Origin of the sequence: Lichenifustis flavocetrariae (genome assembly GCF_026130545.1) — a bacterium.
Lineage (GTDB): Bacteria > Pseudomonadota > Alphaproteobacteria > Rhizobiales > Beijerinckiaceae > Lichenihabitans > Lichenihabitans flavocetrariae.
Map to the genome: position 1 here is coordinate 77,998 of NZ_JAMOIM010000017.1, position 23,951 is coordinate 101,948.

Annotated in this window: 24 protein-coding genes and 1 tRNA gene; 14 read left to right on the forward strand and 11 right to left on the reverse strand. The window is 62.4% G+C overall.

Translation table 11 applies throughout. From position 1 onward, the window contains the following. Positions 1-139 precede the first annotated feature (139 nt). The 6 genes from M8523_RS22085 to M8523_RS22110 all read left to right on the forward strand — a co-directional run bounded on the left by M8523_RS22085 (position 140) and on the right by M8523_RS22110 (position 6,596). Complete coding sequence (locus tag M8523_RS22085; RefSeq protein ID WP_282587071.1) at positions 140-1,066, forward strand: N-acetylmuramic acid 6-phosphate etherase; 927 nt, start codon at positions 140-142, stop codon at positions 1,064-1,066. A gap of 31 nt (positions 1,067-1,097) precedes the next feature. Next, positions 1,098-2,357 (forward strand): ABC transporter substrate-binding protein, encoded by a 1,260-nt coding sequence (locus M8523_RS22090; protein WP_282587072.1) that lies wholly within the window; start codon positions 1,098-1,100, stop codon positions 2,355-2,357. Positions 2,358-2,530: 173 nt separating this feature from the next. Further along, positions 2,531-3,511 (forward strand): carbohydrate ABC transporter permease, encoded by a 981-nt coding sequence (locus M8523_RS22095; RefSeq protein WP_282587073.1) that lies wholly within the window; start codon positions 2,531-2,533, stop codon positions 3,509-3,511. A 10-nt stretch (positions 3,512-3,521) separates the two neighbouring features. Further along, positions 3,522-4,364, forward strand: a complete 843-nt coding sequence (locus tag M8523_RS22100; protein WP_282587074.1) for a carbohydrate ABC transporter permease — start codon at positions 3,522-3,524, stop codon at positions 4,362-4,364. Further along, positions 4,361-5,413 (forward strand): Gfo/Idh/MocA family protein, encoded by a 1,053-nt coding sequence (locus M8523_RS22105; protein WP_282587075.1) that lies wholly within the window; start codon positions 4,361-4,363, stop codon positions 5,411-5,413. Before M8523_RS22100 ends, M8523_RS22105 begins: the two co-directional genes overlap by 4 nt. A gap of 181 nt (positions 5,414-5,594) precedes the next feature. Then, positions 5,595-6,596 carry an ABC transporter ATP-binding protein gene (locus M8523_RS22110; protein WP_282587076.1) on the forward strand — a complete coding sequence of 334 codons (1,002 nt, stop codon included), beginning with the start codon at positions 5,595-5,597 and terminating at the stop codon, positions 6,594-6,596. 38 nt (positions 6,597-6,634) lie between these two features. On the opposite strand, the gene recO is transcribed toward M8523_RS22110, so the two are convergent. Then, a complete protein-coding gene (recO, locus tag M8523_RS22115; protein WP_282587077.1) occupies positions 6,635-7,366 on the reverse strand; it encodes a DNA repair protein RecO in 732 nt (243 codons plus the stop codon). 217 nt (positions 7,367-7,583) lie between these two features. Here recO and M8523_RS22120 point away from each other — a divergent pair, with 217 nt between their 5' ends. Together M8523_RS22120 and M8523_RS22125 are read left to right on the forward strand one after the other, a co-directional pair. Then, positions 7,584-8,132, forward strand: a complete 549-nt coding sequence (locus M8523_RS22120; RefSeq protein WP_282587126.1) for a L,D-transpeptidase — start codon at positions 7,584-7,586, stop codon at positions 8,130-8,132. 112 nt (positions 8,133-8,244) lie between these two features. After that, positions 8,245-8,655 (forward strand): hypothetical protein, encoded by a 411-nt coding sequence (locus M8523_RS22125; RefSeq protein WP_282587078.1) that lies wholly within the window; start codon positions 8,245-8,247, stop codon positions 8,653-8,655. A 22-nt stretch (positions 8,656-8,677) separates the two neighbouring features. Here M8523_RS22125 and era read toward each other — a convergent pair whose 3' ends face one another. From era to rpoZ, 7 genes are all read right to left on the reverse strand, one after another. After that, positions 8,678-9,583 (reverse strand): GTPase Era, encoded by a 906-nt coding sequence (era, locus tag M8523_RS22130; RefSeq protein WP_282587079.1) that lies wholly within the window; start codon positions 9,581-9,583, stop codon positions 8,678-8,680. Next, the gene (gene rnc, locus M8523_RS22135; RefSeq protein WP_282587080.1) at positions 9,583-10,314 is read right to left on the reverse strand and encodes a ribonuclease III; all 732 of its coding nucleotides are present in this window, start codon (positions 10,312-10,314) and stop codon (positions 9,583-9,585) included. Before rnc ends, era begins: the two co-directional genes overlap by 1 nt. Then, positions 10,311-11,108, reverse strand: a complete 798-nt coding sequence (lepB, locus tag M8523_RS22140; protein ID WP_282587081.1) for a signal peptidase I — start codon at positions 11,106-11,108, stop codon at positions 10,311-10,313. The genes rnc and lepB overlap by 4 nt, the downstream gene beginning before the upstream one ends. Before the next feature lie 359 nt (positions 11,109-11,467). Beyond that, entirely contained in the window at positions 11,468-11,869 is a 402-nt protein-coding gene (acpS, locus tag M8523_RS22145; RefSeq protein WP_282587082.1) for a holo-ACP synthase, read from the reverse strand. Then, entirely contained in the window at positions 11,866-12,462 is a 597-nt protein-coding gene (pyrE, locus tag M8523_RS22150) for an orotate phosphoribosyltransferase (protein ID WP_282587083.1), read from the reverse strand. Before pyrE ends, acpS begins: the two co-directional genes overlap by 4 nt. A 22-nt stretch (positions 12,463-12,484) precedes the next feature. Beyond that, a complete protein-coding gene (locus M8523_RS22155) occupies positions 12,485-14,674 on the reverse strand; it encodes a RelA/SpoT family protein (protein ID WP_282587127.1) in 2,190 nt (729 codons plus the stop codon). Between the two features lie 125 nt (positions 14,675-14,799). After that, positions 14,800-15,192: a DNA-directed RNA polymerase subunit omega gene (gene rpoZ, locus M8523_RS22160; protein WP_282587084.1), complete on the reverse strand. Its 393-nt coding sequence runs from the start codon at positions 15,190-15,192 to the stop codon at positions 14,800-14,802. A gap of 428 nt (positions 15,193-15,620) precedes the next feature. On the opposite strand from rpoZ, the gene M8523_RS22165 reads away from it, so the two are divergent. Then, positions 15,621-16,232: a LabA-like NYN domain-containing protein gene (locus M8523_RS22165; protein ID WP_282587085.1), complete on the forward strand. Its 612-nt coding sequence runs from the start codon at positions 15,621-15,623 to the stop codon at positions 16,230-16,232. Continuing rightward, on the forward strand, positions 16,229-16,930 hold the full coding sequence (locus M8523_RS22170) for a uracil-DNA glycosylase (protein WP_282587086.1): 702 nt from the start codon (positions 16,229-16,231) through the stop codon (positions 16,928-16,930). The genes M8523_RS22165 and M8523_RS22170 overlap by 4 nt, the downstream gene beginning before the upstream one ends. Here M8523_RS22170 and smpB read toward each other — a convergent pair. Further along, positions 16,904-17,374, reverse strand: coding sequence for an SsrA-binding protein SmpB (gene smpB / locus M8523_RS22175; RefSeq protein WP_282587087.1), 471 nt, complete (start codon positions 17,372-17,374; stop codon positions 16,904-16,906). The genes M8523_RS22170 and smpB overlap by 27 nt on opposite strands. Positions 17,375-17,395: 21 nt before the next feature. After that, on the reverse strand, positions 17,396-18,292 hold the full coding sequence (dapA, locus tag M8523_RS22180) for a 4-hydroxy-tetrahydrodipicolinate synthase (protein ID WP_282587088.1): 897 nt from the start codon (positions 18,290-18,292) through the stop codon (positions 17,396-17,398). 207 nt (positions 18,293-18,499) lie between these two features. On the opposite strand from dapA, the gene M8523_RS22185 reads away from it, so the two are divergent. From M8523_RS22185 to M8523_RS22200, 4 genes are all read left to right on the forward strand, one after another. Then, entirely contained in the window at positions 18,500-20,821 is a 2,322-nt protein-coding gene (locus M8523_RS22185; protein WP_282587089.1) for a transglycosylase SLT domain-containing protein, read from the forward strand. Positions 20,822-20,865: 44 nt separating this feature from the next. Continuing rightward, positions 20,866-21,711, forward strand: coding sequence for an alpha/beta fold hydrolase (locus M8523_RS22190; protein ID WP_282587090.1), 846 nt, complete (start codon positions 20,866-20,868; stop codon positions 21,709-21,711). A gap of 142 nt (positions 21,712-21,853) precedes the next feature. Continuing rightward, complete coding sequence (locus tag M8523_RS22195) at positions 21,854-22,126, forward strand: hypothetical protein (protein WP_282587091.1); 273 nt, start codon at positions 21,854-21,856, stop codon at positions 22,124-22,126. Between the two features lie 146 nt (positions 22,127-22,272). After that, positions 22,273-22,350, forward strand: a tRNA-Pro gene (locus M8523_RS22200). Between the two features lie 140 nt (positions 22,351-22,490). On the opposite strand, the gene M8523_RS22205 is transcribed toward M8523_RS22200, so the two are convergent. Continuing rightward, a complete protein-coding gene (locus M8523_RS22205; RefSeq protein WP_282587092.1) occupies positions 22,491-23,630 on the reverse strand; it encodes a ceramide glucosyltransferase in 1,140 nt (379 codons plus the stop codon). Positions 23,631-23,951: the final 321 nt, after the last annotated feature.

The following is a 23,951-nucleotide window of genomic DNA, read 5'->3' on the forward strand; positions in this document are numbered from 1 at the left end:
ACGCCGACTTCATGGCGCAGTGACGCCGTAAACGGCAGATATGCCTCCGTTTGCGGCGCCTTTGCACAACGAAGTGGATTGACGAGAGGTATCTTATTGGTATTTGAATTGTGAAGAAAGTCTAACCGGCATTCAGTGGATGGCGTCGAGCAACACCGAGCGATTCGATCAGCGCTACGAAGCCGTCGACCGGTGGCCGGCGCATGAGCTCGTCTCTGGCGCCTTGGCGATCCAGCAGGAGGCCCTACGGGCGGTCGCTGCCGCCACCGAGGCCTTGGCCGAGGCCATCGTGGTCCTGGCCGCACGTCTGCAACGCGGCGGCCGGATGGTCTATGCGGGCGCCGGATCGTCCGGGTTGATCGCGCAGATGGACGCGCTCGAAATGCCGGGCACGTTCGGAATCGATCTCGACCGTGTTCCGGTCATCCTGGCTGGCGGCGCCGAAGCGTTGCGCACGCTGCCCTCCGGGGTCGAGGACGACATCGGCGCCGCCGAGGCGGCTGTGGATCGTCTTGACGTCAACGCGGATGACGGTTTGGTGGCGGTGGCGGCGAGCGGCAGTACGCCGTTTACGCTGGCGGCACTCCGACGGGCTCGTGCACGTGGCGCGGCCACAATCGGCATCGCGTGCGTGGCCAATTCGCCATTACTGTCCGAATGCCACCACCCGATTCTGATCGAGACGCCCCCAGAATTGATCGCCGGCTCGACCCGCATGGGCGCCGGTACGGCACAGAAATGCGCCTTGAACATCCTGTCGACCGGCGTGGCCACGCGTCTGGGGCACGTCTATGCCGGCCTGATGGTCAATATGCGCCCCGAAAACGCGAAGCTGAAGCACCGGGCGATCCAGATCGTCTCCCAGGCCGCCGACGTGGGCCAGGGCACTGCCGAGCGGGCTCTCGTCGAGACGAACTGGTCTGTCAAGACCGCCATCGTGATGTGCGCGGCGGCCGTCGATGCCGGCGCAGCGCGCGAGCGGCTGGCAGCGAGCGGCGGACATATTCATGCGGCGCTGTCGCAGGGACCGGCGGCTCATGGGCCGAGGCAAGGCATCGGCTCGTAGGCCGAAAACAAGGGAGACGGGTATGAGAACGATGACGATGATAACCGCATGGGCCATGGCGGGTTCCGCTCTGGTCGCTGCCGCAGCCCCGGCGCTCGCAGCCGACGCCACGCTCAAGATCGAGAGTTGGCGCAACGATGATCTGCAGATCTGGCAGGAGAAGATCATCCCGGATTTCGAGAAGTCGCATCCCGGCATCAAGGTGACGTTCCAGCCGACGGCCCCCAAGGAATACAATGCTGCGCTGAATTCGAAGCTCGACGCGGGAACCGCGGGCGACATCATCGCTTGCCGGCCCTTCGACGCTTCGCTGGAGCTGTTTAAGAAGGGGCAACTGACGAGCGTCAACGACATTGCCGGCATGTCCAATTTCTCGGACGTGGCCAAGGCCGGTTGGTCGACCGACGATGGCAAGACGAGCTTCTGCGTGCCGGTCGCGGCCGTTCTGCACGGCTTTATCTACAACAAGGACGCCTTCGCCAAAGTCGGCATCAAGGACGTACCGAAGACCGACGAGGAGTTCTTCGCCGATCTGGACAAGATCAAGAAGGACGGCACCTACGTTCCCCTCGCCATGGGCACGCCCGACCAATGGGAAGCCGCCACCATGGGCTATCAGAACATCGGACCGAATTATTGGAAGGGCGAGGATGGCCGCGCGGCCCTGATCGCCGGCAAGGAGAAGCTGACCGACGAAGCGTGGGTCGCGCCCTTCAAGGAACTGGCCAAGTGGGGCGCCTATATGGGCGACGGCTTCAAGGCACAGTCCTATCCGGACAGCCAGAACATGTTCACGCTCGGCCGCGCCGCCATCTATCCCGCGGGTTCGTGGGAAATCGCCCAGTTCCAGAGCCAGGCGCAGTTCCCCATGGGTGCTTTCCCGCCGCCAGTTCCGAAGGCGGGTGACCCGTGCTACGTCTCCGATCATCCCGATATCGCCTTCGGCATGAACGCGAAGACGAAGAGCCCCGAGGCCGCCAAGACCTTCCTGACCTGGGTGGCGTCGCCTGAGTTCGCGAAGCTTTACGCCAACGCACTGCCGGGCTTCTTCTCGCTGCAGAGCCAGCCTGTGCCGACCGACAACGCGCTCGCCAAGGAGTTCGTGGGTTTCCGCGACAGCTGCAAATCGACCATGCGGTCGACCTATCAGATGCTGTCGCGCGGAACGCCCAATCTCGAGAACGAGACCTGGGTCGAATCCGCCAACGTGATCAACGGCACCGACACGCCCGAACAGGCTGCCGCGAAGCTCCAGAAGGGCCTCGACAGCTGGTACAAGCCCGGGAAGTGAATGATCCTTCTCCCGCGAGAGCGGGAGAAGGTGCCCCGCTCGCGAAAGCGAGACAAGAGGGCGGATGAGGGTCACCTCAGCCCTGAGCCCGCCCTCATCCGTCACGGCTTCGCCGCGCCACCTTCTCCCGCTCTCGCGGGAGAAGGGATTTCAGCCCTTCAATGAGCGCTCCCATGAGCCAAATCGAGAAGCTCTCCCTCGACGTGCCTTCGATCCCGGCCGCCACTGCCGGCACGGTGCGGCAGGCGCCTGCGCGCCGCTGGTACATCCTGGTATTTCTCGCTCCCGCGCTCCTGGTCTATTCGGCCCTGATGGTCATCCCGTTGGCCGACACGCTGCGGCTTTCGCTCTACCGCAAGGTGGACCAGACCTCCGTCTTCGTCGGCTTCGCCAATTTCGGGCGGCTCTTCGGAGATCCGAACTGGTCGGTCCATTTCTGGCAGGCCCTCGTCAACAACATCTACTTCTTCATCTTCCACCTTCTGCTGCAGAACCCGATCGGCATCGCGCTCGCGGCGCTCCTGTCATTGCCGAAACTGCGCGGCCGCTCCTTCTACCGCACGGCCTTCTTCCTGCCGACGATGCTGAGCTTCGTCATCGTCGGCTTCACCTGGAAGCTCATTCTCAGCCCGATCTGGGGCGTGGCCCCGACGCTGCTCGGCTTCGTGGGCCTGAAAAGCTTGTTCCACCCCTGGCTTGGCCTGGAATCCTCGGCCCTCACCACACTGGCCCTAATCTCCGTGTGGCAGTTCGTCGGCATCCCCATGATGCTGATCTATGCCGCGATGCTGAGCATCCCCGAGGAGGTGATCGAGGCAGCAGAGCTCGACAATGTGACCGGCTTCGCCCAGTTCTGGAAGATCAAGCTGCCGCTGATCCTGCCCACGATCGGGATGTGTTCGATCCTCACCTTCGTGGGCAACTTCAATGCCTTCGACCTGATCTACACGGCCCAGGGTGCGCTCGCGGGGCCGAATTATTCGACCGACATCCTCGGCACCTTCCTGTTCCGCACCTTTTTCGGCAACCAGCTGCAGCTCGGAGACCCGAACATGGGCGCCACGATCGCCACCATGATGTTCCTGATCATCCTGATCGGCGTCTCGATCTACCTGTTCGGCGTGCAGCAGCGCATGCGGCGCTACCAGCTCTGAGGCGGCGGCGATGATGTACACGACCCGAACATCACCCCTGACTCGCGGCGTGGTGCATCTCGTTCTGGTGGCCTACACGTTGCTCTGTATCGGGCCGGTGCTGCTCGTCGCCATCAACTCGTTCAAGTCCCGCGCGGCCATCTTCCGTTCACCGCTCAGCTTGCCGGATGCGACGACCTTCGATCTCATCGGATACCGAACCGTGCTCGGGCAAGGCGTGTTCGCCCGTTATTTCCTCAACAGCATGATCGTCACCCTCGGCTCGCTCGGCTGCGTGCTGCTGTTCGGCGCCATGGCGGCTTTCGCGCTTAGTGAATACCGTTTCAAGGGCAACAAGCTGCTCGGCCTCTACCTGTCGCTCGGCATCATGGTGCCGATCCGGCTCGGTACGGTGGCGATCCTCAACATGATGGTGGCGAGCCGGCTCGTCGACACGCATCTCGCCCTCATCTTGATCTACACGGCGCAGGGATTGCCGGTTGCGGTCTTCATCCTGTCCGAGTTCATGCAGGGTATTTCAAAGGACCTGAAGGATGCCGGCCGCATCGACGGCCTGAGCGAATATACGATCTTCTTCCGTCTCGTGCTGCCGCTGATGCGCCCTGCCGTCGCGACCGTCGCGGTCTTCACCATGATCCCGATCTGGAACGATCTCTGGTTTCCGCTGATCGTCGCGCCCGGCGAGGCCACCAAGACCGTGACGCTCGGCGCGCAGGTCTTCATCGGTCAGTTCGTCACCAATTGGAACGCCGTTCTGGCCGCCCTGACGCTGGCGATCGTGCCGGTCCTGGTGCTGTATCTCCTCTTCTCGCGACAACTCATCCGCGGCATCACGGCCGGAGCAGTGAAATGACGAAGCCGTTGCGCACCCTGGTGATCGGCTTGGGCCAGATGGGGCGGAGCCATGCCTTGGCGTATCACCACAACCCCGGTTTCGAGATCGTCGGCCTCGTCAACCGGTCGCCGGTGACATTGCCCGAGGCATTGCGTTCCTGCCCAATGATCGAGGACTTCGAAACCGGGCTCGCCCTCAAGCCCGACCTCGTGTCGATCAACAGCTACACCGACAGCCATGCCGATTGCGCCGTCGCGGCCATGGAAGCCGGCGCGCATGTCTTCGTCGAGAAACCACTGGCGCCGACCGTCGCGGAGGCCGAGCGCGTGGTCGCGGCAGCCCGACGAACCGGCCGCAAACTCGTGATCGGCTACATCCTACGCCATCATCCGAGCTGGATCGAGTTCATCCGGCGCGCGCGGGATCTCGGTCCCCCCTTCGTGATGCGGATGAACCTGAACCAGCAATCGTCCGGCTCCGCTTGGGAGATACACAAGCGACTGATGGAGTCGACGAGCCCCGTGGTCGATTGCGGGGTCCATTACATCGACGTGATGCTGCAGATCACCGACGCCGCACCGGTCCAGGTGCGTGGTATGGGTGTGAGGCTGTCGGATGAGATTGCCGACGCGCAGGTCAACTACGGTCACCTGCAAGTGCTGTTCGCCGACGGCTCAGCGGGCTGGTACGAAGCGGGCTGGGGGCCGATGATCTCGGAAACGGCGTTCTTCGTGAAAGACGTGATGGGACCGAAAGGGTCCGTCTCCATCGTCATGGAGGACGGTGCCGCATCGGCCGATGTCGACACGCATACGAAGACGGCTCGCATCCGCCTCCACAGCGCCACGCGCGGGCCGGACGGCTCGTTCGCACGGCCGGACGAGATGCTTTCAATGGCGGACGAGCCTGGCCATCAGGCGCTCTGCGAGCGCGAGCAGCAATTCGTCCTCGACGCCATTCGCAACGATCTCGATCTCGACAAGCACATGGATGACGCGATCCGCTCGCTCGCCGTGGTGCTCGCGGCCGACCGCTCCATGCGCGAAAACAGGGCGGTGGATCTGTGATGACCGCATACCTTTCGGGCGACATGGATCGTCGCGGCGCGTTGCGCCTCGCGATGACGGCAGGGAGGCCGACGTCTTCCTCGACCGTTGTCGCGAGGCGGGGTGCGCCGTGGCGATCCAAGGCTCCAGCAGTTAAGCCCAAGCACCCCGGCCGAAATCCCTTACCTAACCGAGGCCGCTGATGGACTCGCTCCAACTCCAGAACATCCGCAAAAGCTTCGGATCCATGGATGTGCTGAAGGGCGTCGAACTCGACGTCACAAGGGGCGAGTTCGTGGTCTTCGTCGGACCCTCGGGTTGCGGCAAGTCAACGCTGCTCCGCATCATCGCGGGGCTCGACGACCAGACCTCGGGCGACGTCCGCATCGATGGCAAGCTGATGAACGGGGTGCCGCCGGCCAAGCGTGGCATCGCCATGGTGTTTCAGAGCTATGCGCTCTATCCGCATTTGACGGTGGCCAAGAACATGGCGCTCGCGCTCACGCAGGAGGGCGTCGCCAAGGCCGAGATCGACACGCGGGTCGCTACAGCCGCCGCCATGCTGCGGCTCGAAGCCTTGCTCGACCGCCGTCCATCGGAACTGTCCGGCGGCCAGCGCCAGCGCGTCGCCATCGGTCGCGCCATCGTGCGGCAACCGAGCCTGTTCCTGTTCGACGAGCCCCTGTCGAACCTCGATGCGGCGTTGCGGGGCGGCACGCGGGTCGAGATCGCCAAACTGCACCGCCAGCTCGGCGCCACCATGGTCTATGTCACGCACGACCAGATCGAGGCCATGACGCTGGCCGACAAGATCGTCGTGATGAACGGCGGGGTCGTCGAGCAGGTCGGCCGGCCGCTCGAACTCTACAACAGGCCCGCCACCAAATTTGTCGCGGGATTCATCGGCTCGCCGGCCATGAATTTCATCGACGGCGCGACCGCGGCGCGCGTCAACGCGGCTGCGGTCGGCGTGCGACCCGAGCATCTCGTGGTGGGTCGGGATGGTTCCTGGAGCGGCACCATCTCGCACGCCGAGCATCTCGGCGCCGACACGATGCTCTATGTGGAGGTGCCGGAGATCGGCCTGTTCACGGCACGGATTCCCGGCGACGTCGCGCATGACGTGGGCGACATCGTCGGCCTAACCCCCCAGGAAGGCAGGTTGTATCGATTCGACCGCGAAGGCCGGACGATGACCGGCTGACCGTTCGCATTGGAACATTCCGGGAATGCACCGGTCGATCAAGCTGCGGCGATCTCAACGGCTCGGATATAGGCGCGGCGACAATCGGGGATGGTCAAGCCGCGCGGCTGAAAGACATCACGGTTGAGGAAATGCTCGGCCAGCAGAAAACCCGCTGCAACGTCGGCCGCCGGTGCCGCCACGATCCCGTCCTGCGCTAGCAGAAAAGCGGGGAGCGGGAAGATCCGGCCCGCATAGGGCGCACCCGCGCCTTTGCTGACGGCGCGTCCGGTCTTCGGCGACACGTAGGCGAGATCGTCCGTTGCACCCGTGACGGCGCAGCAGCCGAGGTCGAGACCGAACCCAAGTTCCCGCAGCAGCATGATCTCAAGGTGGACGATCGCCGCAGGAGTCGTGCGGGCGTCGTCGATCCGGTCGAGGATCGCGATGACGGTCGAATAAAGCTCGGGCTGCGGTTCGCGTTCGGGCAGCAGGCGGAGAAGCGCGCAGACCAGATTCGCGCCATGCAGCGCCAGTGCGCTTTCCATGAGGCGGGCCGCGCGCTGCACGAGAGGCTCCAGGGTCAGGGTCCCGAGTTGCTCTTCGGACCGCGCCTTCCAGGTCGCCCGCACAGTATTGCCCGGCTGCAGCACCGGACGCAGGCGCCGCGACCGGCCGCCGTGAATGAAGCCACTGTGGCGGCCATGCGCTTGGGTCAGCAACTCGGCGATGACGCTCGTCTCCCCGTGGAGCTTGAGGCCGAGCACGATCGCGTCGTCACACCATTCCAAGAAAGTCGGGCTCCAATCGCAACCTCAACCTTAGCATTTGCATTGTCGTTCCGAAACGCACCGTGACCTTGACTGTTGCGGAGCAATCACAAGGCCAAGTGAGGTCACACCCATGAAGATGGATCGGCGGTGTTTTCTCGGTTCTCTTGCCTCCGCGGCGACCTTTGCGGCAATGCCGGCCTTTGCGCGCGACGCACAATACGAGGCTGTCTCGTATATGTCGGGCGAGGACCGTTATTTTTCGGGCAGCGTGGCCGATCACGGCTTTGAGTTCCGGGAAACCAACATGCTGGCCATCGACCCGCAATGGCGTCGCCAGTTGGTCGACTACACGCACGAGCAGCGGCCGGGCACGATCATCGTCGATACGAGCAATCATTTCCTTTACGTGGCCTATGAGAACAACGTGGCCCTGCGTTATGGAGTCGGGGTCGGCCTCGACGGATTCAAATGGTACGGGAGCGCCCAGGTCGACCGCAAGGAGATCTGGCCGGGCTGGACACCGCCGCCCGAAATGCTGCAGCGCCGCCCGGACTTGCCCCGTCACATGGCCGGGGGTCCGGACAATCCGCTCGGGCCTCGCGCGATGTATCTCTATCGAAATGGCCGGGATCTCGGCTACCGGTTGCACGGGACAGTCGAGCCCTGGACGATCGGCACGGATGCGTCGAGCGGCTGCGTTCGGCTGTTGCCCGAGGACGTCGTCGATCTCTACCAGCGTACACCGATCGGCACGAAGGTGATGGTGCTCGATAGGATTGCGTGACGTTGGGTGTTAGATGCTCCGGGCAATGAGGCATCGTGGAGCGCGTCTCCACAGAACTCATTGATCAGCGATGTCCTGCCGAAACACCCCAGGTAACAAGTCGAGCCTCACGATGCGTCCGAGTTTGAAAGTCATATCCTGCGTGGCAGGCTTCGCCGTCCTCAATGTGTTGGCGGGTCCGGCAATCGCGGCGGGAGCAAAGCCTGTCAACCTCAAGGCCGGGGAATCGGTCGACATCGACAATGTCTATTGGGTGGCGAAATGTAAGTCGCTGCTGCGCGGGAAGCCGGTTGCAGACATTTTGGAAGGTCCCTCTGACGTCACCGTCAGCATCCGGGATGAAAAAGTCACGCCGCGTTCCGGGGGATGCAGCCAGCCGATCGATGGTGGCGTTCTGGTCCTCAAGGCTCCGAAGGAGGTCAAGGCCAAGACCGAAGCCAAGGTGACGATCCGGATCAAATACCCGACGTCTGATGGCGAACGTCAGGGCAGCCGCATCGTCAATCTCACGCTCTTTCCCTGAGCTGAGAATGCGCTGACCCGGCCTAAGACTTTGGGAAATCTAGTCCGATCTCGCGATAACGCTCCGGGTCATCGATCCAGTTCTCGCGCACCTTGACGAACAGGAACAGGTGCACGGTCGCCTCGGCGGCCTCTGCGATGTCCTTGCGAGACGCTTGGCCAATCGACTTGATGGTCCGGCCTCCCTCGCCGAGGACGATCTTCTTATGGCCGTCGCGGGTGACATAAATCGTCTGTTCGATGCGAACCGAGCCGTCCGGCATGTCCTTCCACTGTTCGGTTTCGACCGTCGTCTGGTAGGGCAGTTCGTCGTGCAGCCGCTCGAACATTTTTTCCCGCGTCACTTCCGCCGCGAACAGGCGTAGTGGGGCATCTGTGACCTGATCTTCCGGATACAGCCAGGGGCCGAGCGGCATGAGCCCCCCCAACGCTTCCAGCAAACGGTCGAGACCATGTTTGCGCAAGGCAGAGATCATAAAGGTCTGATCGAATGGGAAGGCTTCGTTGAGCGACTTCGACAGGCCGAGGAGGCTCTCCACCTCGATCGTGTCGATCTTGTTGAGGATCAGGAGCTTGGGGCCCTTGAATCCGGCCAAGCGTCCCAGGATCGCCTCGACCTCGTCGTTCAATCCCCTTCGCGCGTCGACCAGCAGCGCGATCGCATCCGCGTCTCCCGCTCCGCCCCAGGCCGCCGTGACCATGGCACGGTCGAGCCTGCGCTTTGGCGCAAAGATGCCGGGCGTATCGACGAAGATGATCTGTGAGGTGCCCTGCATTGTGATGCCACGCACGAGCGCACGCGTCGTCTGAACCTTGCGCGACACGATCGAGACTTTGGCGCCCACCAGAGCATTGAGCAGGGTCGATTTGCCGGCATTCGGCGCGCCGATGAGGGCCACGATGCCGCAGCGGTTTTCCGGGTCGGACATCAGTGGGAGACCTTTGGGTCGGGAGAAGGCGCGAGAAGACCTTCACGTCTCAGGAAAGATTCTGCGGCCACCTGTTCGGCGTTCCGCTTCGACGTTCCGGTTCCGCTCGCCGGTTCAAAACCCTCGACAGTGACAGACAAGGTGAATTGCGGTGAATGGGCCGGACCAGAGCGCGCCGTTTCCCGATACAACGGTGTCGGCCGGCCGCGCCCCTGCGCCCATTCCTGCAGTGCCGTCTTCGGATCCTGCAAGGGCCTCGACGGCTGCCGCATGCGTTCGACCCAGGCCTTCTGAACGATCAAAGCCGCGGCTTCGAACCCAGCGTCCAGGAACACGGCTCCGATCACGGCTTCGCAAATGTCGGACAGGATCGCCGGCTTCTCACGCCCGCCTGCGCCTGCCTCACTGTCACCGAGGATCATCGCGACGCCGACGTCCCACTCGCGCGCCACCTCGGCACAGGTTTCACGTCGGACGAGAGCGGCCAAGCGCCGCGACATCTCACCCTCTTCGGCCGCCGGAAAGGCCTCGAACAACATCGCCGACACCACCAACCCCAGCACCCGATCCCCGAGGAACTCAAGCCGCTGGTAGCTGCCGACGCGACTACGATCGGCCGGTAGGGCACTGATGTGCGTCAAAGCCTGCTGCAGAAGAGCGACATCGCGAAACACATGTCCGACTCGTGCTTCGATTTCGCCGAGATCCGAAGCGGTCGCGGAGTTCGTCATCGCACTGGCTTGAATAGCCGGTTCCAGCGGATCGAGGTCGGCCATTTCCAAAAAGCCCAGGCCGGCTCGTCGTCGTTGATCGAGAAGAAGATCAGTTCGGCGCGGCCTATGAAATTCTCGAGCGGCACGTAGCCGACACCACCCTGCTCCGGCGCCACACGCGAATCGGTGGAATTGTCGCGGTTGTCCCCCATCATGAAATACTCGCCGGGCGGTACTTCATAGACGGGCGTGTTTGAGTAAAATCCCGTATCGCCATCGCGCTGGATGATGAGGTGACTGACCCCGCCCGGCAACGTCTCCGTATAGGTCGGCACCTTCACGTCGCGGTCGAACTGATCCTTGGTCTCGATGGGTGTCGCCGATTGACGCTCAACCTCCTGGCCATTGATGAAAAGCCGGGCGTCCTTCAACTGGATCTTGTCACCGGGCAGCCCGATCACGCGCTTGATATAATCCGTCTGCCCGTCCCGCGGCAGTTTAAACACCGCGACGTCGCCACGCTTCGGGGACGAGCTCAGAATGCGACCTGAGAACAGGTCGGGGCTGAACGGGAAAGAAAAGTGAGAATAGCCGTAGGAATATTTCGACACGAAGAGGTAGTCGCCGATCAGCAGGGTCGGGATGAGCGATCCAGACGGAATATTGAAAGGCTGAAACAGGAAGGTCCTGACCACGAGGGCGATGACCAGAGCCTGGACCACGACTTTGACGGTTTCCCAAAGGCCGCCGTCCTGCGTCGTCTTCGCAGAACGACTTGGGTTCTCGCCTTTCAGCCTCACAGGGTCTGCCATCCGTCATCTCTCATAGCGACCGGTACAATTTCACCCGGCCGCGTTTCTGACGCGGCCGGACCGGGTTGCCTTGCACGCATATAACGACACGCATGTTCCGCGCCAAGCTTCCTCGACGGAGGATCTGGCGCCCGAAGCCGACGGCACCGGCGCGGCTTGCTCGCATCTGCGGCTCGGTCGTATTTCTGTCACGCGACCTCGGGACGACAGAAGTCTCGGCGGCGAGACCTCAGCTGGTAGCCCTTCGCCGCGATCCCACGACATTGATCGCCACGACGATTGTGCCCCGGAAGGCGTGGAGAGCGAGACAGGCGCCGGCGTCGTACTTCATTTGCGACACGCGGGGCAGGCGTTTCAAGTCATGGATGCGGCCGCGCTTCGATCATCACATAGGCCGACGCGAGCGGATATTCGTCGGTGATCGTCACGTGGATATGGGCCTCGTGGCCGGTCGGCAAAAGGGCGGCGAGCCGCGCCGCGGCACCACCGGTCAGCCGCATGGTAGGCTGACCCGTCGGCAGATTGACGACGCCCATGTCCCGCCAGAACACGCCTAGCCTTAAACCTGTACCAAGCGCCTTCGCGCAAGCCTCCTTGGCGGCGAAGCGCTTGGCGTAGGAGGCCGCACGAGCCTTCCGACGCTCCGACTTGCGCTGTTCGACTTCAGTGAAACAGCGGTCGATGAAGCGCCGACCATAGGTATCGAGCGTCTTCTCGATGCGACGAATGTCGCAGAGATCATGGCCGAGGCCGATGATCATGGCGTCGCAGGTCCCGACAAACTGCGGCTGCCGGGCTTGACCGGCGGAATGGCCGCGAGCTCGGGCGGCAGCGCATCCGGTGCGTAATTGGGAATGTCGAGCGTCGCCAGGGCCACGCGCGCGATCCCGATCTCCGCCCGCCCGCCAGACCGGTCGATCAGGCACGCGGCGCCCACAAGCCGGCCGCCCTCGCCCGCTATGGCTTCGAGACACTCCCGTGACGACAGCCCGGTGGTGATGACGTCCTCCACCATGACGACGCGGGCTTCAGGCGCGATCCGGAAGCTGCGGCGGAGTGCGAAGACCCCATTCTCGCGCTCCACGAACATGCTTTTCGCCCCAAGATGTCGCGCCGTCTCATAACCCGGCACAATGGCGCCCACGGCTGGCGCGACAACGACATCGATCGGACCAAAGCGGGCCTGGATCTTAGCCGCCAGAGCGGCGCAAAGACGTGATGTACGCACCGGGTCCTGAAACACCGCCATCTTCTGCAGAAACACAGAACTGCGGAGACCGGAGGACAGGATGAAATGACCTTCCAGCAGCGCACCCGCTTGGCGGAATTCGGCGAGCACCTCGTCTTCGGTCATGCAGTTCCCTTTGAGTTAGGTGCTACCCGTTGACGCGCTCGACGCGCGAAACCGTTTGCTGCGCCCGCAACTGAGACAGGATGGCGTTCAGCTGCTTCAGGTCCCAGACGCTGAGGTCGATCACCATATCGCGGAAATCCTTCGAGCGGTTGGTGAGACGGATATCCTCGATATTGCCGCCGTTGTCGCCGATCGCGGCCGTGATGCCTGCGAGAGACCCAGGCTCGTTCAGCGCCTGGACTTCGATCTGCGCCGGGAACAGTTCCTTGCGGTCTGGATCGATGTCCCACCTGACGTCGAGCCAACGCTCTGGCTGATCGTCGAAGGCGGTCAGGGCCGGCGATTGAATCGGATAGATGGTGATTCCCTCGCCTGGCAGAAGAATGCCAACGATCCTGTCGCCCGGCACCGCCCCACCGTTCGGCGCGAATTGCACCGGCAGGCTTCCATCGAGACCACGGATCGGGATGGAGACCTGGCCTGGAACCTTGAATTGGAGGCCTTCAGCCTGCTGCAGACCGAACCAGCCGGGCTCCATCTTGTCAGGCCCCGCACCCGCCCGACGCTCATCCGTAAAGTCCGGATAGACGGCCTTGACCACGTCGCCCGAGAACATCTCGCCGCGTCCGACCGCCGCCATCACGTCCTCGACATTGCTGCGCGCGAGGCGAGGAAGCGACGTGCGCAACTTCTCGTCTTGATAGACTTTGCCGGCACGCTCGAAGGCCCGAACCACGATCTGGCGTCCGAGCCCCGCATATTGCGCCCGGACGGCATTGCGGGTGGCACGCCGAATCGCCGCTTTGGCCTTCCCGGTCATCACGAGATTTTCCCAGGCCGCCGGTGGCACTTGTCCTTCCGCGCGCGCGATCTCGACCTCGTCGCCGTTCATCAGCTTCGACATGAGCGGCACAGCAAGTCCGTTGACCTTGGCGCCTACCGCCGTGTTGCCGAGGTTGGTATGCACCGCATAGGCAAAATCAACGGGAGTCGCACCCTGGGGAAGCGCGATGAGACGCCCCTTCGGGGTGAAGCAGAACACTTGATCATGGAAGAGTTCGAGCTTGGTATGTTCGAGGAACTCCTCCGGACTGTCGCCCTCCGCCAGCATCTCGACCGTGCGGCGCAACCACCGATAGGCGCGGCTTTCGCTGGCCAGTTCGCCCATGTCGAGCGTGCGCCCATCCTTGTAGAGCGCGTGGGCCGCAATGCCGTTTTCGGCGACGCGATGCATCTCCCGCGTCCGGATCTGCAATTCGACACGCTGTTGGCCGGGCCCCACGACAGTTGTGTGGATCGACCTGTAATCATTGGGCTTTGGTGTCGAGATATAGTCTTTGAAGCGGCCCGGCACCGTTGGCCACTGGGTGTGGATCATGCCCAGGACCCGGTAGCAATCGGCCGTTTGGTCGACCATGACACGGAACCCGAAGATGTCGGATAATTGCTCGAACGCGAGTGATTTCTGCTCCATCTTACGCCAGATCGAGTAGGGACGCTTCTCCCGACCCTTCACTTCGGCTTGAAGATTGACGGCGACAAGCCGTTCGGACAGTTCCGCCTCAATCTTGGTAATGAGCGGCCCGAGCTTTTCACGCAAGGCATGGAGGCGGCTTAGAATGGTGTCGCGCGCTTTGGGCATCAAATACGCGAAGGCGAGATCTTCGAGTTCCTCGCGCATGCCATGCATGCCCATACGTCCGGCCAGCGGGGCGTAGATGTCGAGCGTTTCCTCGGCGATGCGCTCACCCTTCTCGAAGGGCATGAACTTGAGCGTGCGCATATTGTGCAGACGGTCGGCGAGTTTCACGAGAAGCACGCGAACATCGTCGGCGATCGCCAACAGAAGCTTGCGAAAATTCTCCGCCTGCTTGGCACGTTTCGAGACGAGATCGAGTCTCTTGATCTTCGTGAGGCCCTCGACAAGTGCGCCGATGTCGGGTCCGAAAAGACGGTCGATATCTTCCCGCGTCGAGGCTGTATCCTCGATCGTATCGTGCAGGACAGCCGCCACGATGGTGGCGTCGTCGAGCTTCAGGTCTGTCAGAATCGCCGCGACGGCGAGCGGATGGGTGAAAAAGGGATCGCCGGATGCACGCTTCTGCTGCCCATGCGCCTTCATGGCGTAGACATACGCGCGATTCAGCAGATCTTCGTCCGCGTGCGGGTTGTAGCTCCGCACGCGGTCGACCAGTTCGTACTGTCGCATGATCTTCGGGTGCGCCGCAGACCGTTGAGAAGGCTCAACCAACGTCATACGGCGATTATCGTAACCTCCAGCTCGCGGGGCAAGCTGGTCAACCGGACACAGCCCATTTTTGTTCGGGAACGCCTAGCCTATTCGCCTTCGTCGTCGGTTGCCGCCGGCGGCACAAGGCCTTCAAGGCCGCGCAGAAGCTCTTCCTCGGTCATGCGATCGAACTGAACGTCGCCGGCCATGTCGCTGCCGCCAAAACCGGTCGGCTGGAGGGGTGGTGCCGGTTCGGCTTCCGGCTCGTCCACTTCCACGTGCTTCTGCAGGGAATGGATCAGATCTTCGCGCATATCTTCAGGAGTGAGCTTGCTGTCAGCGATCTCACGCAGCGCAACGACCGGATTCTTGTCATTGTCTCGATCCACCGTCATAGGGGCGCCGGACGAGAGCATCCTGGCGCGATGGCTGGCCAAGAGAATGAGTTCAAACCGACTTTCGACTTTGTCGACGCAGTCTTCGACGGTGACGCGGGCCATTCGACGCGCTCCTTGATTGACAATAGGTGTGGATACTGGCTCCCCGATAGCACCTCTCAATAAGAACTTGCAACATTCGCTATCTGTGGGATAAATTCCCACATAATGAGACGCGTGCCTTCAAGGCTGCGTCAACTGTGACGAAATTTATGTTGTTCGGCGTATGAAAACTCCTATGGTCGAAATATAGGGTTCGGTTAGCGACTGGCTTATCTGGTTTGCTTCCGGTCATCATGTTCGCAGTGAGTTCAGTTTGGGTCCTGTCGCATACGCTGGTCGCACGTGCGAACAAAAGAACTTATTATCCCCACTGGCGATCATGGTCATGGATGTTCATCTGGTGAATATGCATGACCGGTTTCTTTAGGCTGGAAGTGTGACAAGGCACGCAATCCGGCAACGTAATGACAAGTTTAGGCTCAGAAGTAATGTCCGACAAAGAACGTATAGCTCTTTTTATAGATGGCGCTAATCTTTACGCGACCGCAAAGTCGGTGGGATTCGACATCGACTACAGAAAACTTCTCAAGGAGTATCAAAGCCGGGGGCGTTTGATCCGCGCGTTCTATTACACCGCGCTTGTGGAAGATCAAGAATATTCCTCGATTAGACCTCTGATCGATTGGCTTGATTACAACGGATTTGCTGTTGTTACGAAGCCGGCCAAGGAATTCGTCGATGCGCTTGGTCGGCGGAAGATCAAAGGCAACATGGACATCGAGTTGGCGATCGACGCCATGGAGATGGCCGACAAGATCGACCACATGATTCTCTTCTCGGGTGATGGTGATTTTCGCTCGCTCGTCGAGGCGATTCAGCGCAAGGGTGTTCGGGTTTCGGTCATCTCGACCATCACGACCCAGCCCCCGATGGTGGCGGATGAACTGCGCCGGCAAGCCGATGAATTCGTCGACATCGCACATCTGGCCGCAAAGATTGGTCGCGACGGAGAGCGCCCGGAGCCTCGCCCACGGACGATCGAGCGACGTACGTTGCATGCCAGCCATACGCCGACCAGCGCAGACGATTATACCAATTGAAAGCTGGCGACTGTCTCGCCCAGGAAGATCCTGGACGAGACTGCCCCCTTTGCCCGCGACTGGTGGAATTCCGAACCGCGCAGCGAGTTCTCCACCCTGATTGGCACAACGCGCCCGTACCAACCTTCGGACGAGAGGCCCGCCTTTTGGTGGTAGGTCTCGCGCCGGGCCTGCAGGGCGCGAATAGGACGGGCCGACCCTTCACAGGGGACTGGGCTGGCGATCTTCTCTATGAGACGCTGGACCGTTTCGGCTTCTCATCGGGGACTTATGCTGAGCGCCCGGACGACGGACTTGTGTTGATCGACACCGCGATTACGAACGCAGTGCGGTGTGTTCCGCCTGCCAACAAGCCAACAGGCGGCGAGATCGCGACCTGCCGAAGCTTCCTCGCGACCGCCATTGCGGCGCGCCCGGAACTTCAAATCATCGTGGCACTGGGAAGGATCGCGCACGAATCCGTCGCGCGCTCGCTCGGGATGCGGCTTGTCACCGTTCCTTTTGGTCACGGCAACGAGCATCGGATCCCGGTCGGGGGCGCGCGTCGGCTCACGCTGATCGACAGCTACCACTGCTCACGCTACAACACGAATACCGGCGTTTTGACCACAGAGATGTTCCAAGCGGTCTTTGCCCGCGTCAGGCTGCTCCTCGATAGCGAGGTCGTCGACTCAGCCCTTGTCACGCATCAGGCGTGATTTTTCGCGGTTCCAGTCGCGGACCTTCTCGGTTTCACGCTTGTCATGGAGCTTCTTGCCGCGGGCCATCGCAACTTCCAACTTCGCGAAACCGCGCTCGTTGAAATAGAGCCGGAGCGGAACGATGGACATGCCTTCGCGCGCGACACCTTGCGCGAGCTTGGCAATTTCGCGCGCCTTGAGGAGCAGTTTGCGCGGCCGTCTTGGCTCGTGGTTGAACCGATTGCCCTGTGCGAATTCTGGGATCGTGGCGTTGATCAGGAAAATCTCACCCTTCTCGGCCGACGCATAGCTTTCCGCAATCGTGGCCTTGCCGGTTCGCAGAGATTTCACCTCCGTGCCGGTCAACATGATGCCGGCCTCGAAGACCTCACCGATTTCATAATGATAACGTGCGCTGCGATTGTCAGCGACAACTTTGCGCTTCAGTTCTGGTGACGCCACGAGTTCCCAAACCCTTCAGGTTCAACGGTTCAGGAGGCCGGCATGACGCAAGGCCGAGTGAATGGCGTCTTGTGTCGTTCCGCCGACCGGCACCATCGGCAATCGTGCCTCCGCGGCCATTCGCCCAAGAACCGAGAGTGCGTATTTGGGCCCTACGGGGTTAGGTTCAAGGAACAAGGCGACGTGCAGCGGCACAAGCCGGTCCTGGATCTCGAGCGCGGTCGCATAGTCGCCGCGCAAGCAGGCCTCCTGCATGTCGGCGCAAAGTCGCGGGGCCACGTTTGAACTGACTGAAATACAGCCATGCGATCCCGCAGCCATCGCCGCAAGTGCCGTCATGTCCTCGCCCGACAATTGAATGAAGTCCGGGCCGAGGAGCTGGCGCTGAGTCGACACGCGGCCCAGATGACTCGTGGCATCCTTCACGCCGACGATGTTCTTCAGCTCGAACAGGCGCTGCATCGTGTCGATCGACATATCGACCACCGAGCGCGGCGGGATGTTGTAGATGAAAATGGGAATACCGATCGCATCGTTGACGGCCTTGAAGTGCTGGTACAGCCCTTCCTGGCTGGGCCTGTTGTAGTAGGGCGTCACGACCAGCACGGCCGCGGCGCCGCTGCGTTCCGCATGGACCGCAAGGTCGATCGCTTCGTGCGTGTTGTTGGAACCCGCACCGGCGATCACGGGAACCCGGCCACGCGCCTCATCGACACAGATTTCGACGATGGACCTGTGTTCGGCATGCGTGAGCGTGGGGCTCTCACCGGTGGTGCCGACCGGCACGAGCCCATGTGTGCCGCTGGTGATCTGCCAATCGACGTGTGCACGGAAAGCCTCCTCGTCGAAGGCGCCATCCTTGAACGGCGTGACGAGCGCGGTGATCGAGCCCCGGAAGGTCGCAGTCGATATGGCCACTTCAACTCTCATCTTGGTTCAGGCGGGCTGAAGCCAGTGACGCCGTATCGACGCCGCATTGTTTTGGCTTGTCACCCATGCGCCGAGACTTAACCTCTGTACGAAGCGCTGAAAAGGGCCGCGACGGTTTCGCTACCATCCGGGCTGGTTAAGACTTCGTATAGAGAGATGCGCCACCTTCGGTTGGATGAGGTCAGGGGTTCTCGTTTGAAACATCCCTCTCGCGGTTTCCTGAGCGTTGCAGGCGTCGTACTTCTGGCCGGCGCGTCGGTTGCCGCCTACGTGGCTGTGCGTTCGGCGACCGTCAGGCACGAGATCGTGACACTGGCGACCTCGGTCGCCCGTGTCGCCGGGTTGCATCCGCCGCCCGCGCCGGACGGCACGATTGCCGTCGCGGCTGTCCCGCATCCCCTGGCGCCCGGCTTGGTCATGCAGGATGACGGACGCTTCGCTCAGTGGCCGGCGGCCCAGACGGCTGCTCCGCTCGGCCAAGTTCTCGCCAGCGGCAGCGGTTTCATCGCTATGCCCGCACAGCCACAGAGCCGCGACGCCGGCTTGCGTTCCGACGAGATGGAACGCGCGAGCCTTACATTGCCCGCGGGGGGCGACACCGTCGCTCCAACCGTGACCGCGGCGGATTTCGGGACCGCCCACCAAGCCATCGCGCTCTACAGAAAAGGCAGCGTCGCGCCGGGTGACGAATTCGCCAAGACGATCGCCGATCCCCTGCTCCGCACGGCGGTCGAGTGGGTCGCGCTGCGCTTCGCCCCCCGCGAGGCCGGTTTGATACGGCTGAAAGCCTTCACGGCGGTCCATGCGGATTGGCCCACCCTGCCCTGGCTGAAACGCCGGATCGAGGAAATTTCGATCTCCAACCTCCGCGATCCCGTAGGCGTCGAGGCCTGGTTCGGTTCGGCCGAACCGCAGACGCTGGTTGGCCGGCTCGCCCTCGCACGCGCCGAAATCGCCCAAGGCGAGATGATCGATGGCGTCGCCCGGGTGCGGCACATCTGGCGCCAGGAGGATTTCAGCACTACCGAGGAAACCGATATACTCAAGGAATTCGGGCCCCTGCTCGGATCGGCCGATCACAAATACCGTGCCGACCGATTGCTCTACAAGGAGCAGGTCGGCCCGGCGCTGCGGGCAGCCGCGCTCGCGGGCCCGGAAATCAAGCTACTCGCCCAGGCTCGCGCAAGTGTTATCGGCCAAGGCGCCGTTGCGGCCATGAACGCCGCGCTGGCGGCGGTTCCAAAGCCCCTCGCGGATGATCCGGGCCTCATCTTTTCCCGCATCCAGAAGGCACGACGCGCCGGCAACTCGCAGGAGGCGGTCGAGCTCATGGATCGGGCGGACACCGACCCTCAGCGCCTCATCAGCGGCGATGATTGGTGGGTGGAGCGTCGTCTCCTCGCTCGCAAGCTGCTCGACATGGGCGATCCTCGTGGCGCTTACCGGTTGTGTGCCGGACACACGGCAGCCTCCGACGCGACGGTTATCGAGGCCGAATTCCATGCCGGCTGGATCGCTCTCCGGTTCCTCAACGAACCAGCCACGGCGGCCACCCATTTCGCAAAGGCGGCAGCCCTGGCCGAGACGCCGATCTCACGGGCACGCGTCGCCTACTGGCAAGGCCGGGCCGCCGAGTCGGCGGGCAACACTGTGGGTGCGGCAAGCTTTTACAACGAGGCCGCCGCACAGCCGATTTCGTTTTACGGGCAGTTGGCTGGCAGTCGCCTCGGACGCGACACAATCGCGTTGCGTCAACCGGTTTCGATCGCAACCGGCGATGAGCGCAACGAGGCCATCCGGGTTGTCGAGCAACTCTATATGATCGGCGAACGGGACATCGCCCTGCCGTTGGCCTTGGAGATCGCGCGCACGAACACGTCCGATGCGCAGGTGGCGGCCCTGGCCGCGATCCTGTCGAGAGCGGCCGACGCTCGCGGCACGCTGCTGGTCGGCAAATACGCGACGCAACGCGGCCTTGCTCTCGATGAAACCGCCTTCCCGATCTTCGGCATTCCCGGCTATCAGCCGCTTCAAAATTCAGCCGACCGGGCCGTGGTCTATGCCATCGCGAGGCAAGAGAGCGAGTTCGATCCGCGCTCGACTTCGGCCGCTGGCGCCAAGGGTTTGATGCAGCTCATCAACGCGACGGCCCGCATCACCGCGAACAAGCTCGGCGTCAGCTACGACGACGCGCGCCTCGTGAACGACGCCGCCTTCAACGCACAGATCGGCGCGGCGCATCTGGGGCAATTGCTCGCCGAGCAGCGTGGCTCCTATATCCTCACATTCGCGGCCTATAATGCGGGCTCCGGCCGCGTGAAGGAATGGATCGATGCCTATGGCGATCCACGCAAGCCGGGAGTCGATCCGGTCGACTGGATCGAGCGCATCCCGTTCACGGAGACGCGCAACTATGTGCAGCGCGTTTTCGAGAACCTGCAGGTCTACCGCCACAGATTCAACGAGACCGACAAGCTCCTTGTCGATGCCGATCTCGGTCAGCGCAAGGGAACCTGATGCAAGGCACCTTACAGAAAGAGCAAGCGGGCACGAGCCACTTCGTGACATCGCGGGACGGTTTGCGCCTGCATGTGCGTGAGTATGGTGAGAACGCCTCGACGCAACTCCCGGTCGTTTGCTTGCCCGGCTTGTCGCGCACGGCAGAAGATTTCGACGCTCTCGCGCGATCCCTCGCCGAACCGGGTCGGCGGGTTCTCGCGCTCGACTATCGGGGCCGAGGTCTATCGGATTGGGATCGCGAGCCGAAGAACTACGATCTGATGGTCGAGTCGAACGATATCGCCGATGTGCTGACGGCGCGCGATGTCCCACGCGCGGTCTTCGTCGGCACGTCCCGGGGCGGCCTGCACATCATGCTGCTTGGGGCCCTGCGTCCGGCCTTCCTGGCCGCCGCCGTCATCAACGACATCGGTCCGGTGATCGCTCCTGACGGCCTCCGCCGGATCAAAGGCTACATCGGCAAGCTGCCGCAGCCCAAGGACTGGGCCGAGGCGGTCGACGCCATCAAACGCATTGCGGGTCTCCATTTTACCAGCCTGTCCGATGAGGACTGGCTTGCCTATGCGCGCCTGACCTTTCGCGAGCAGGACGGTGTCCTCATGTCCCGCTACGATCCAGGATTGATCCACAACCTCGCCGCGATGGATCTCGACGCCATTCCCGAACTCTGGCCACAGTTCGAAGGACTGAACCACATTCCTCTCCTGATCATTCGCGGCGAGAATTCGGACCTGCTTACGGCGCCGACAGCCGAGGCCATGCTGGCACGTCATCCACAGGCCACGCTCTTCACCGTGCTGGGACAGGGCCACGCGCCTCTTCTCCTCGACGCGCCGACGATCGGTCGGATCGCCGCCTTCGTGGCTCACTGCGACCCGCCGCTGTAAAGCTCGCGATCCGATGCGGGCACAATCCTTGGCAAATCTCTAAAGCACTGGCGGCGCGGCCATTTGCCGGCGTTTATGTTCGTCTTAAATGAGCAGACAAGAGGCGCCGATCTGAGCGCGCCCATGCTCGAGAGGAACGCCGATGAATGCCGAAGCGGGATGGCCGATCAACGTCCGACCGATCTCTCTCGAAGACCTGGAAAACCTCGGCATTGGTCACGATGGCACGCTGTACTGGGCTGGCAGGCCCATGGTGATGCAGCAGAGATCGATTCTGACATGGCGACAGACTTTTGTCGCAAGCCTCGTCGTGGTCGTCGCCATTCTTGGCGGCGTGACCGGCAGCACCCTCGTGCTCTCGGGCGGCGGGGGATCAGCCTGCGGATGGGTGAGGCCTGTCCAGACCACGCCATGACGGCTTTCGACCGCGTCCTCCCGACCGCAGAGCGGGCTCTCGGCGACTCAACCCTCGCTTGTTTTCCCCAAGGCAGCGACCCTCCCTCAAATCGAGCATTGCAGGCCGCCGGGAAACACCCTATACGGCCCGAACCGGAAGGTCGTCGGAGTGTAGCGCAGCCCGGTTAGCGCACTAGTCTGGGGGACTAGGGGTCGTGGGTTCGAATCCCGCCACTCCGACCATTTGTCTTCCGCACCCCCGGCACGATTGGATTCTTGAATCAGCGTTCGATGTTCGACCGTCCTAATCAGGACGTGGATCATGACGCGGCGTGAACACGTGGCCGAAGATGCGTGTGCCTTCACGCGTCATGCCTGGGCGCCTATTCGACCCCCAGGCTCGGCTTGCTTTCCCCCACATCCATCGCGTTGCCGCGCCAGACGAAATCGTCGGCGCCCCATCCCACCGCATGCAGCACCGGCAGCGAGAGATCGCGCAGCAGCCAGATGAACGGTGAGGCCCACGTCACGCGCCAGCCAGCCGCAAGCGCCAGTTGCACCTCGGCGGCCATCCAGATCGCGGCAACGAGCAGACCGGCCAGAAGGCCGTCGTAATCATAGGACCACGCCGCATAGGCGGTCGCGAGCACCGGCAGCACGCATCCGGTGAGGATTTCCAACGCGAAGAAGGGAGGAAACGTTTTGCGCCGCAACCGCGCCCAACGCACTTGGCGTGCCCAGACCTCGGCGGCGGTGCGGATGCCGAGCGGTTGTTCGAACGGGGAATCGACAAGATGAACGTGCCGCCCCTGGCGGCGCACCAGCTTGGTCGAAGCAGCGTCCTCGGCGATTTCGGCCCCAAGCGCCTCGATCCCGCCATTGCTGTTGAGAAAGTCACGCTGCCACAACATCGTCTTGCCCTGCGCGAAGCCGAGCCCAACGGCCTCACCGACATATTGCCACCGCGCCTGCAGGGTGTTGAGGAACCCGCACTCCATCTCGGCCCAGAAATTGCCGGGCTGGGAGCCGATCGGCGTGGAGCACACAAGCCCGGTATTCGGTTTCCATGCTGCGAGGCAGCGTTGGAGATAGTCCCGCGGCATCAGTACGTTCGAATCCGCCATCACGATCCAGGGATGGCGCGCCGCATTCCAGCCCTTGACGCAGTTGTTGAGCTTCGGGTTGGCGCTGATCCGGTCGTCGCCGAACAGCAGGCGGCTCGGCACATGGGGATAGGCGGCAATGAGGCGGTTGATGAGCGGGACGACCGGATCGTCGGGATCCGCCACGCAAAAAATCATCTCATAAGTGGGATAGTCGAGACGGTACGCCGAACGAAGCGTTTCCTCGGCGAAATTGTCGACGCCGCACACAGGTCGAACGAGGCTGATGGCCGGCGCTTCGGGGGGCGGCGCGAGATGGGTTCGTCGCGCCGGGCAGCGGAATCGAGCGATCAACGTACTGACAAGCTGGACGCCCGTCATAACCAAGGCAAAGATCGCCGCGCAAAGGCCCAGGGTCATTCGGTTCCTACTCTCGTCATACCAACCGCCTGGAACAGCGATTAGCGGCCCGCTCACATCGCAGCCTTGGCTTCAACATGCAACTCGGCCGGTCGGTCCCGCAGGGTCTCAGGAAAATTCGGCTTTCCTGCGTGATCTTTACGAACCATTGACGCTGTCGATCGCGGAAGGGTCCTCGACGCGCGAAAGAACAAAACATGAATTGCGGAACCGGCCTTACCGCATTAGAACATATCATGAACACAGGAGGCGGATATGGTTGTTTTCCGAGGTATCATCGAGGACATCGTCGAGCTGTCGCTTCTGGCGTCCTTTCTCGGC

What these genes read in the sequence shown, in the direction of transcription:
- M8523_RS22100 (WP_282587074.1), top strand. Translation starts at nt 3,522, where the DNA reads ATGATGTACACGACCCGAACATCACCCCTGACTCGCGGCGTGGTGCAT.
- M8523_RS22105 (WP_282587075.1), top strand. Translation starts at nt 4,361, where the DNA reads ATGACGAAGCCGTTGCGCACCCTGGTGATCGGCTTGGGCCAGATGGGG.
- acpS (WP_282587082.1), bottom strand. Translation starts at nt 11,869, where the DNA reads ATGATCATCGGCCTCGGCCATGATCTCTGCGACATTCGTCGCATCGAG.
- pyrE (WP_282587083.1), bottom strand. Translation starts at nt 12,462, where the DNA reads ATGACCGAAGACGAGGTGCTCGCCGAATTCCGCCAAGCGGGTGCGCTG.
- M8523_RS22095 (WP_282587073.1), top strand. Translation starts at nt 2,531, where the DNA reads ATGAGCCAAATCGAGAAGCTCTCCCTCGACGTGCCTTCGATCCCGGCC.
- M8523_RS22110 (WP_282587076.1), top strand. Translation starts at nt 5,595, where the DNA reads ATGGACTCGCTCCAACTCCAGAACATCCGCAAAAGCTTCGGATCCATG.
- M8523_RS22195 (WP_282587091.1), top strand. Translation starts at nt 21,854, where the DNA reads ATGAATGCCGAAGCGGGATGGCCGATCAACGTCCGACCGATCTCTCTC.
- era (WP_282587079.1), bottom strand. Translation starts at nt 9,583, where the DNA reads ATGTCCGACCCGGAAAACCGCTGCGGCATCGTGGCCCTCATCGGCGCG.
- lepB (WP_282587081.1), bottom strand. Translation starts at nt 11,108, where the DNA reads ATGGCAGACCCTGTGAGGCTGAAAGGCGAGAACCCAAGTCGTTCTGCG.
- rnc (WP_282587080.1), bottom strand. Translation starts at nt 10,314, where the DNA reads ATGACGAACTCCGCGACCGCTTCGGATCTCGGCGAAATCGAAGCACGA.
- M8523_RS22205 (WP_282587092.1), bottom strand. Translation starts at nt 23,630, where the DNA reads ATGACCCTGGGCCTTTGCGCGGCGATCTTTGCCTTGGTTATGACGGGC.
- M8523_RS22165 (WP_282587085.1), top strand. Translation starts at nt 15,621, where the DNA reads ATGTCCGACAAAGAACGTATAGCTCTTTTTATAGATGGCGCTAATCTT.
- M8523_RS22120 (WP_282587126.1), top strand. Translation starts at nt 7,584, where the DNA reads ATGTCGGGCGAGGACCGTTATTTTTCGGGCAGCGTGGCCGATCACGGC.
- rpoZ (WP_282587084.1), bottom strand. Translation starts at nt 15,192, where the DNA reads ATGGCCCGCGTCACCGTCGAAGACTGCGTCGACAAAGTCGAAAGTCGG.
- M8523_RS22125 (WP_282587078.1), top strand. Translation starts at nt 8,245, where the DNA reads ATGCGTCCGAGTTTGAAAGTCATATCCTGCGTGGCAGGCTTCGCCGTC.
- M8523_RS22085 (WP_282587071.1), top strand. Translation starts at nt 140, where the DNA reads ATGGCGTCGAGCAACACCGAGCGATTCGATCAGCGCTACGAAGCCGTC.
- M8523_RS22090 (WP_282587072.1), top strand. Translation starts at nt 1,098, where the DNA reads ATGACGATGATAACCGCATGGGCCATGGCGGGTTCCGCTCTGGTCGCT.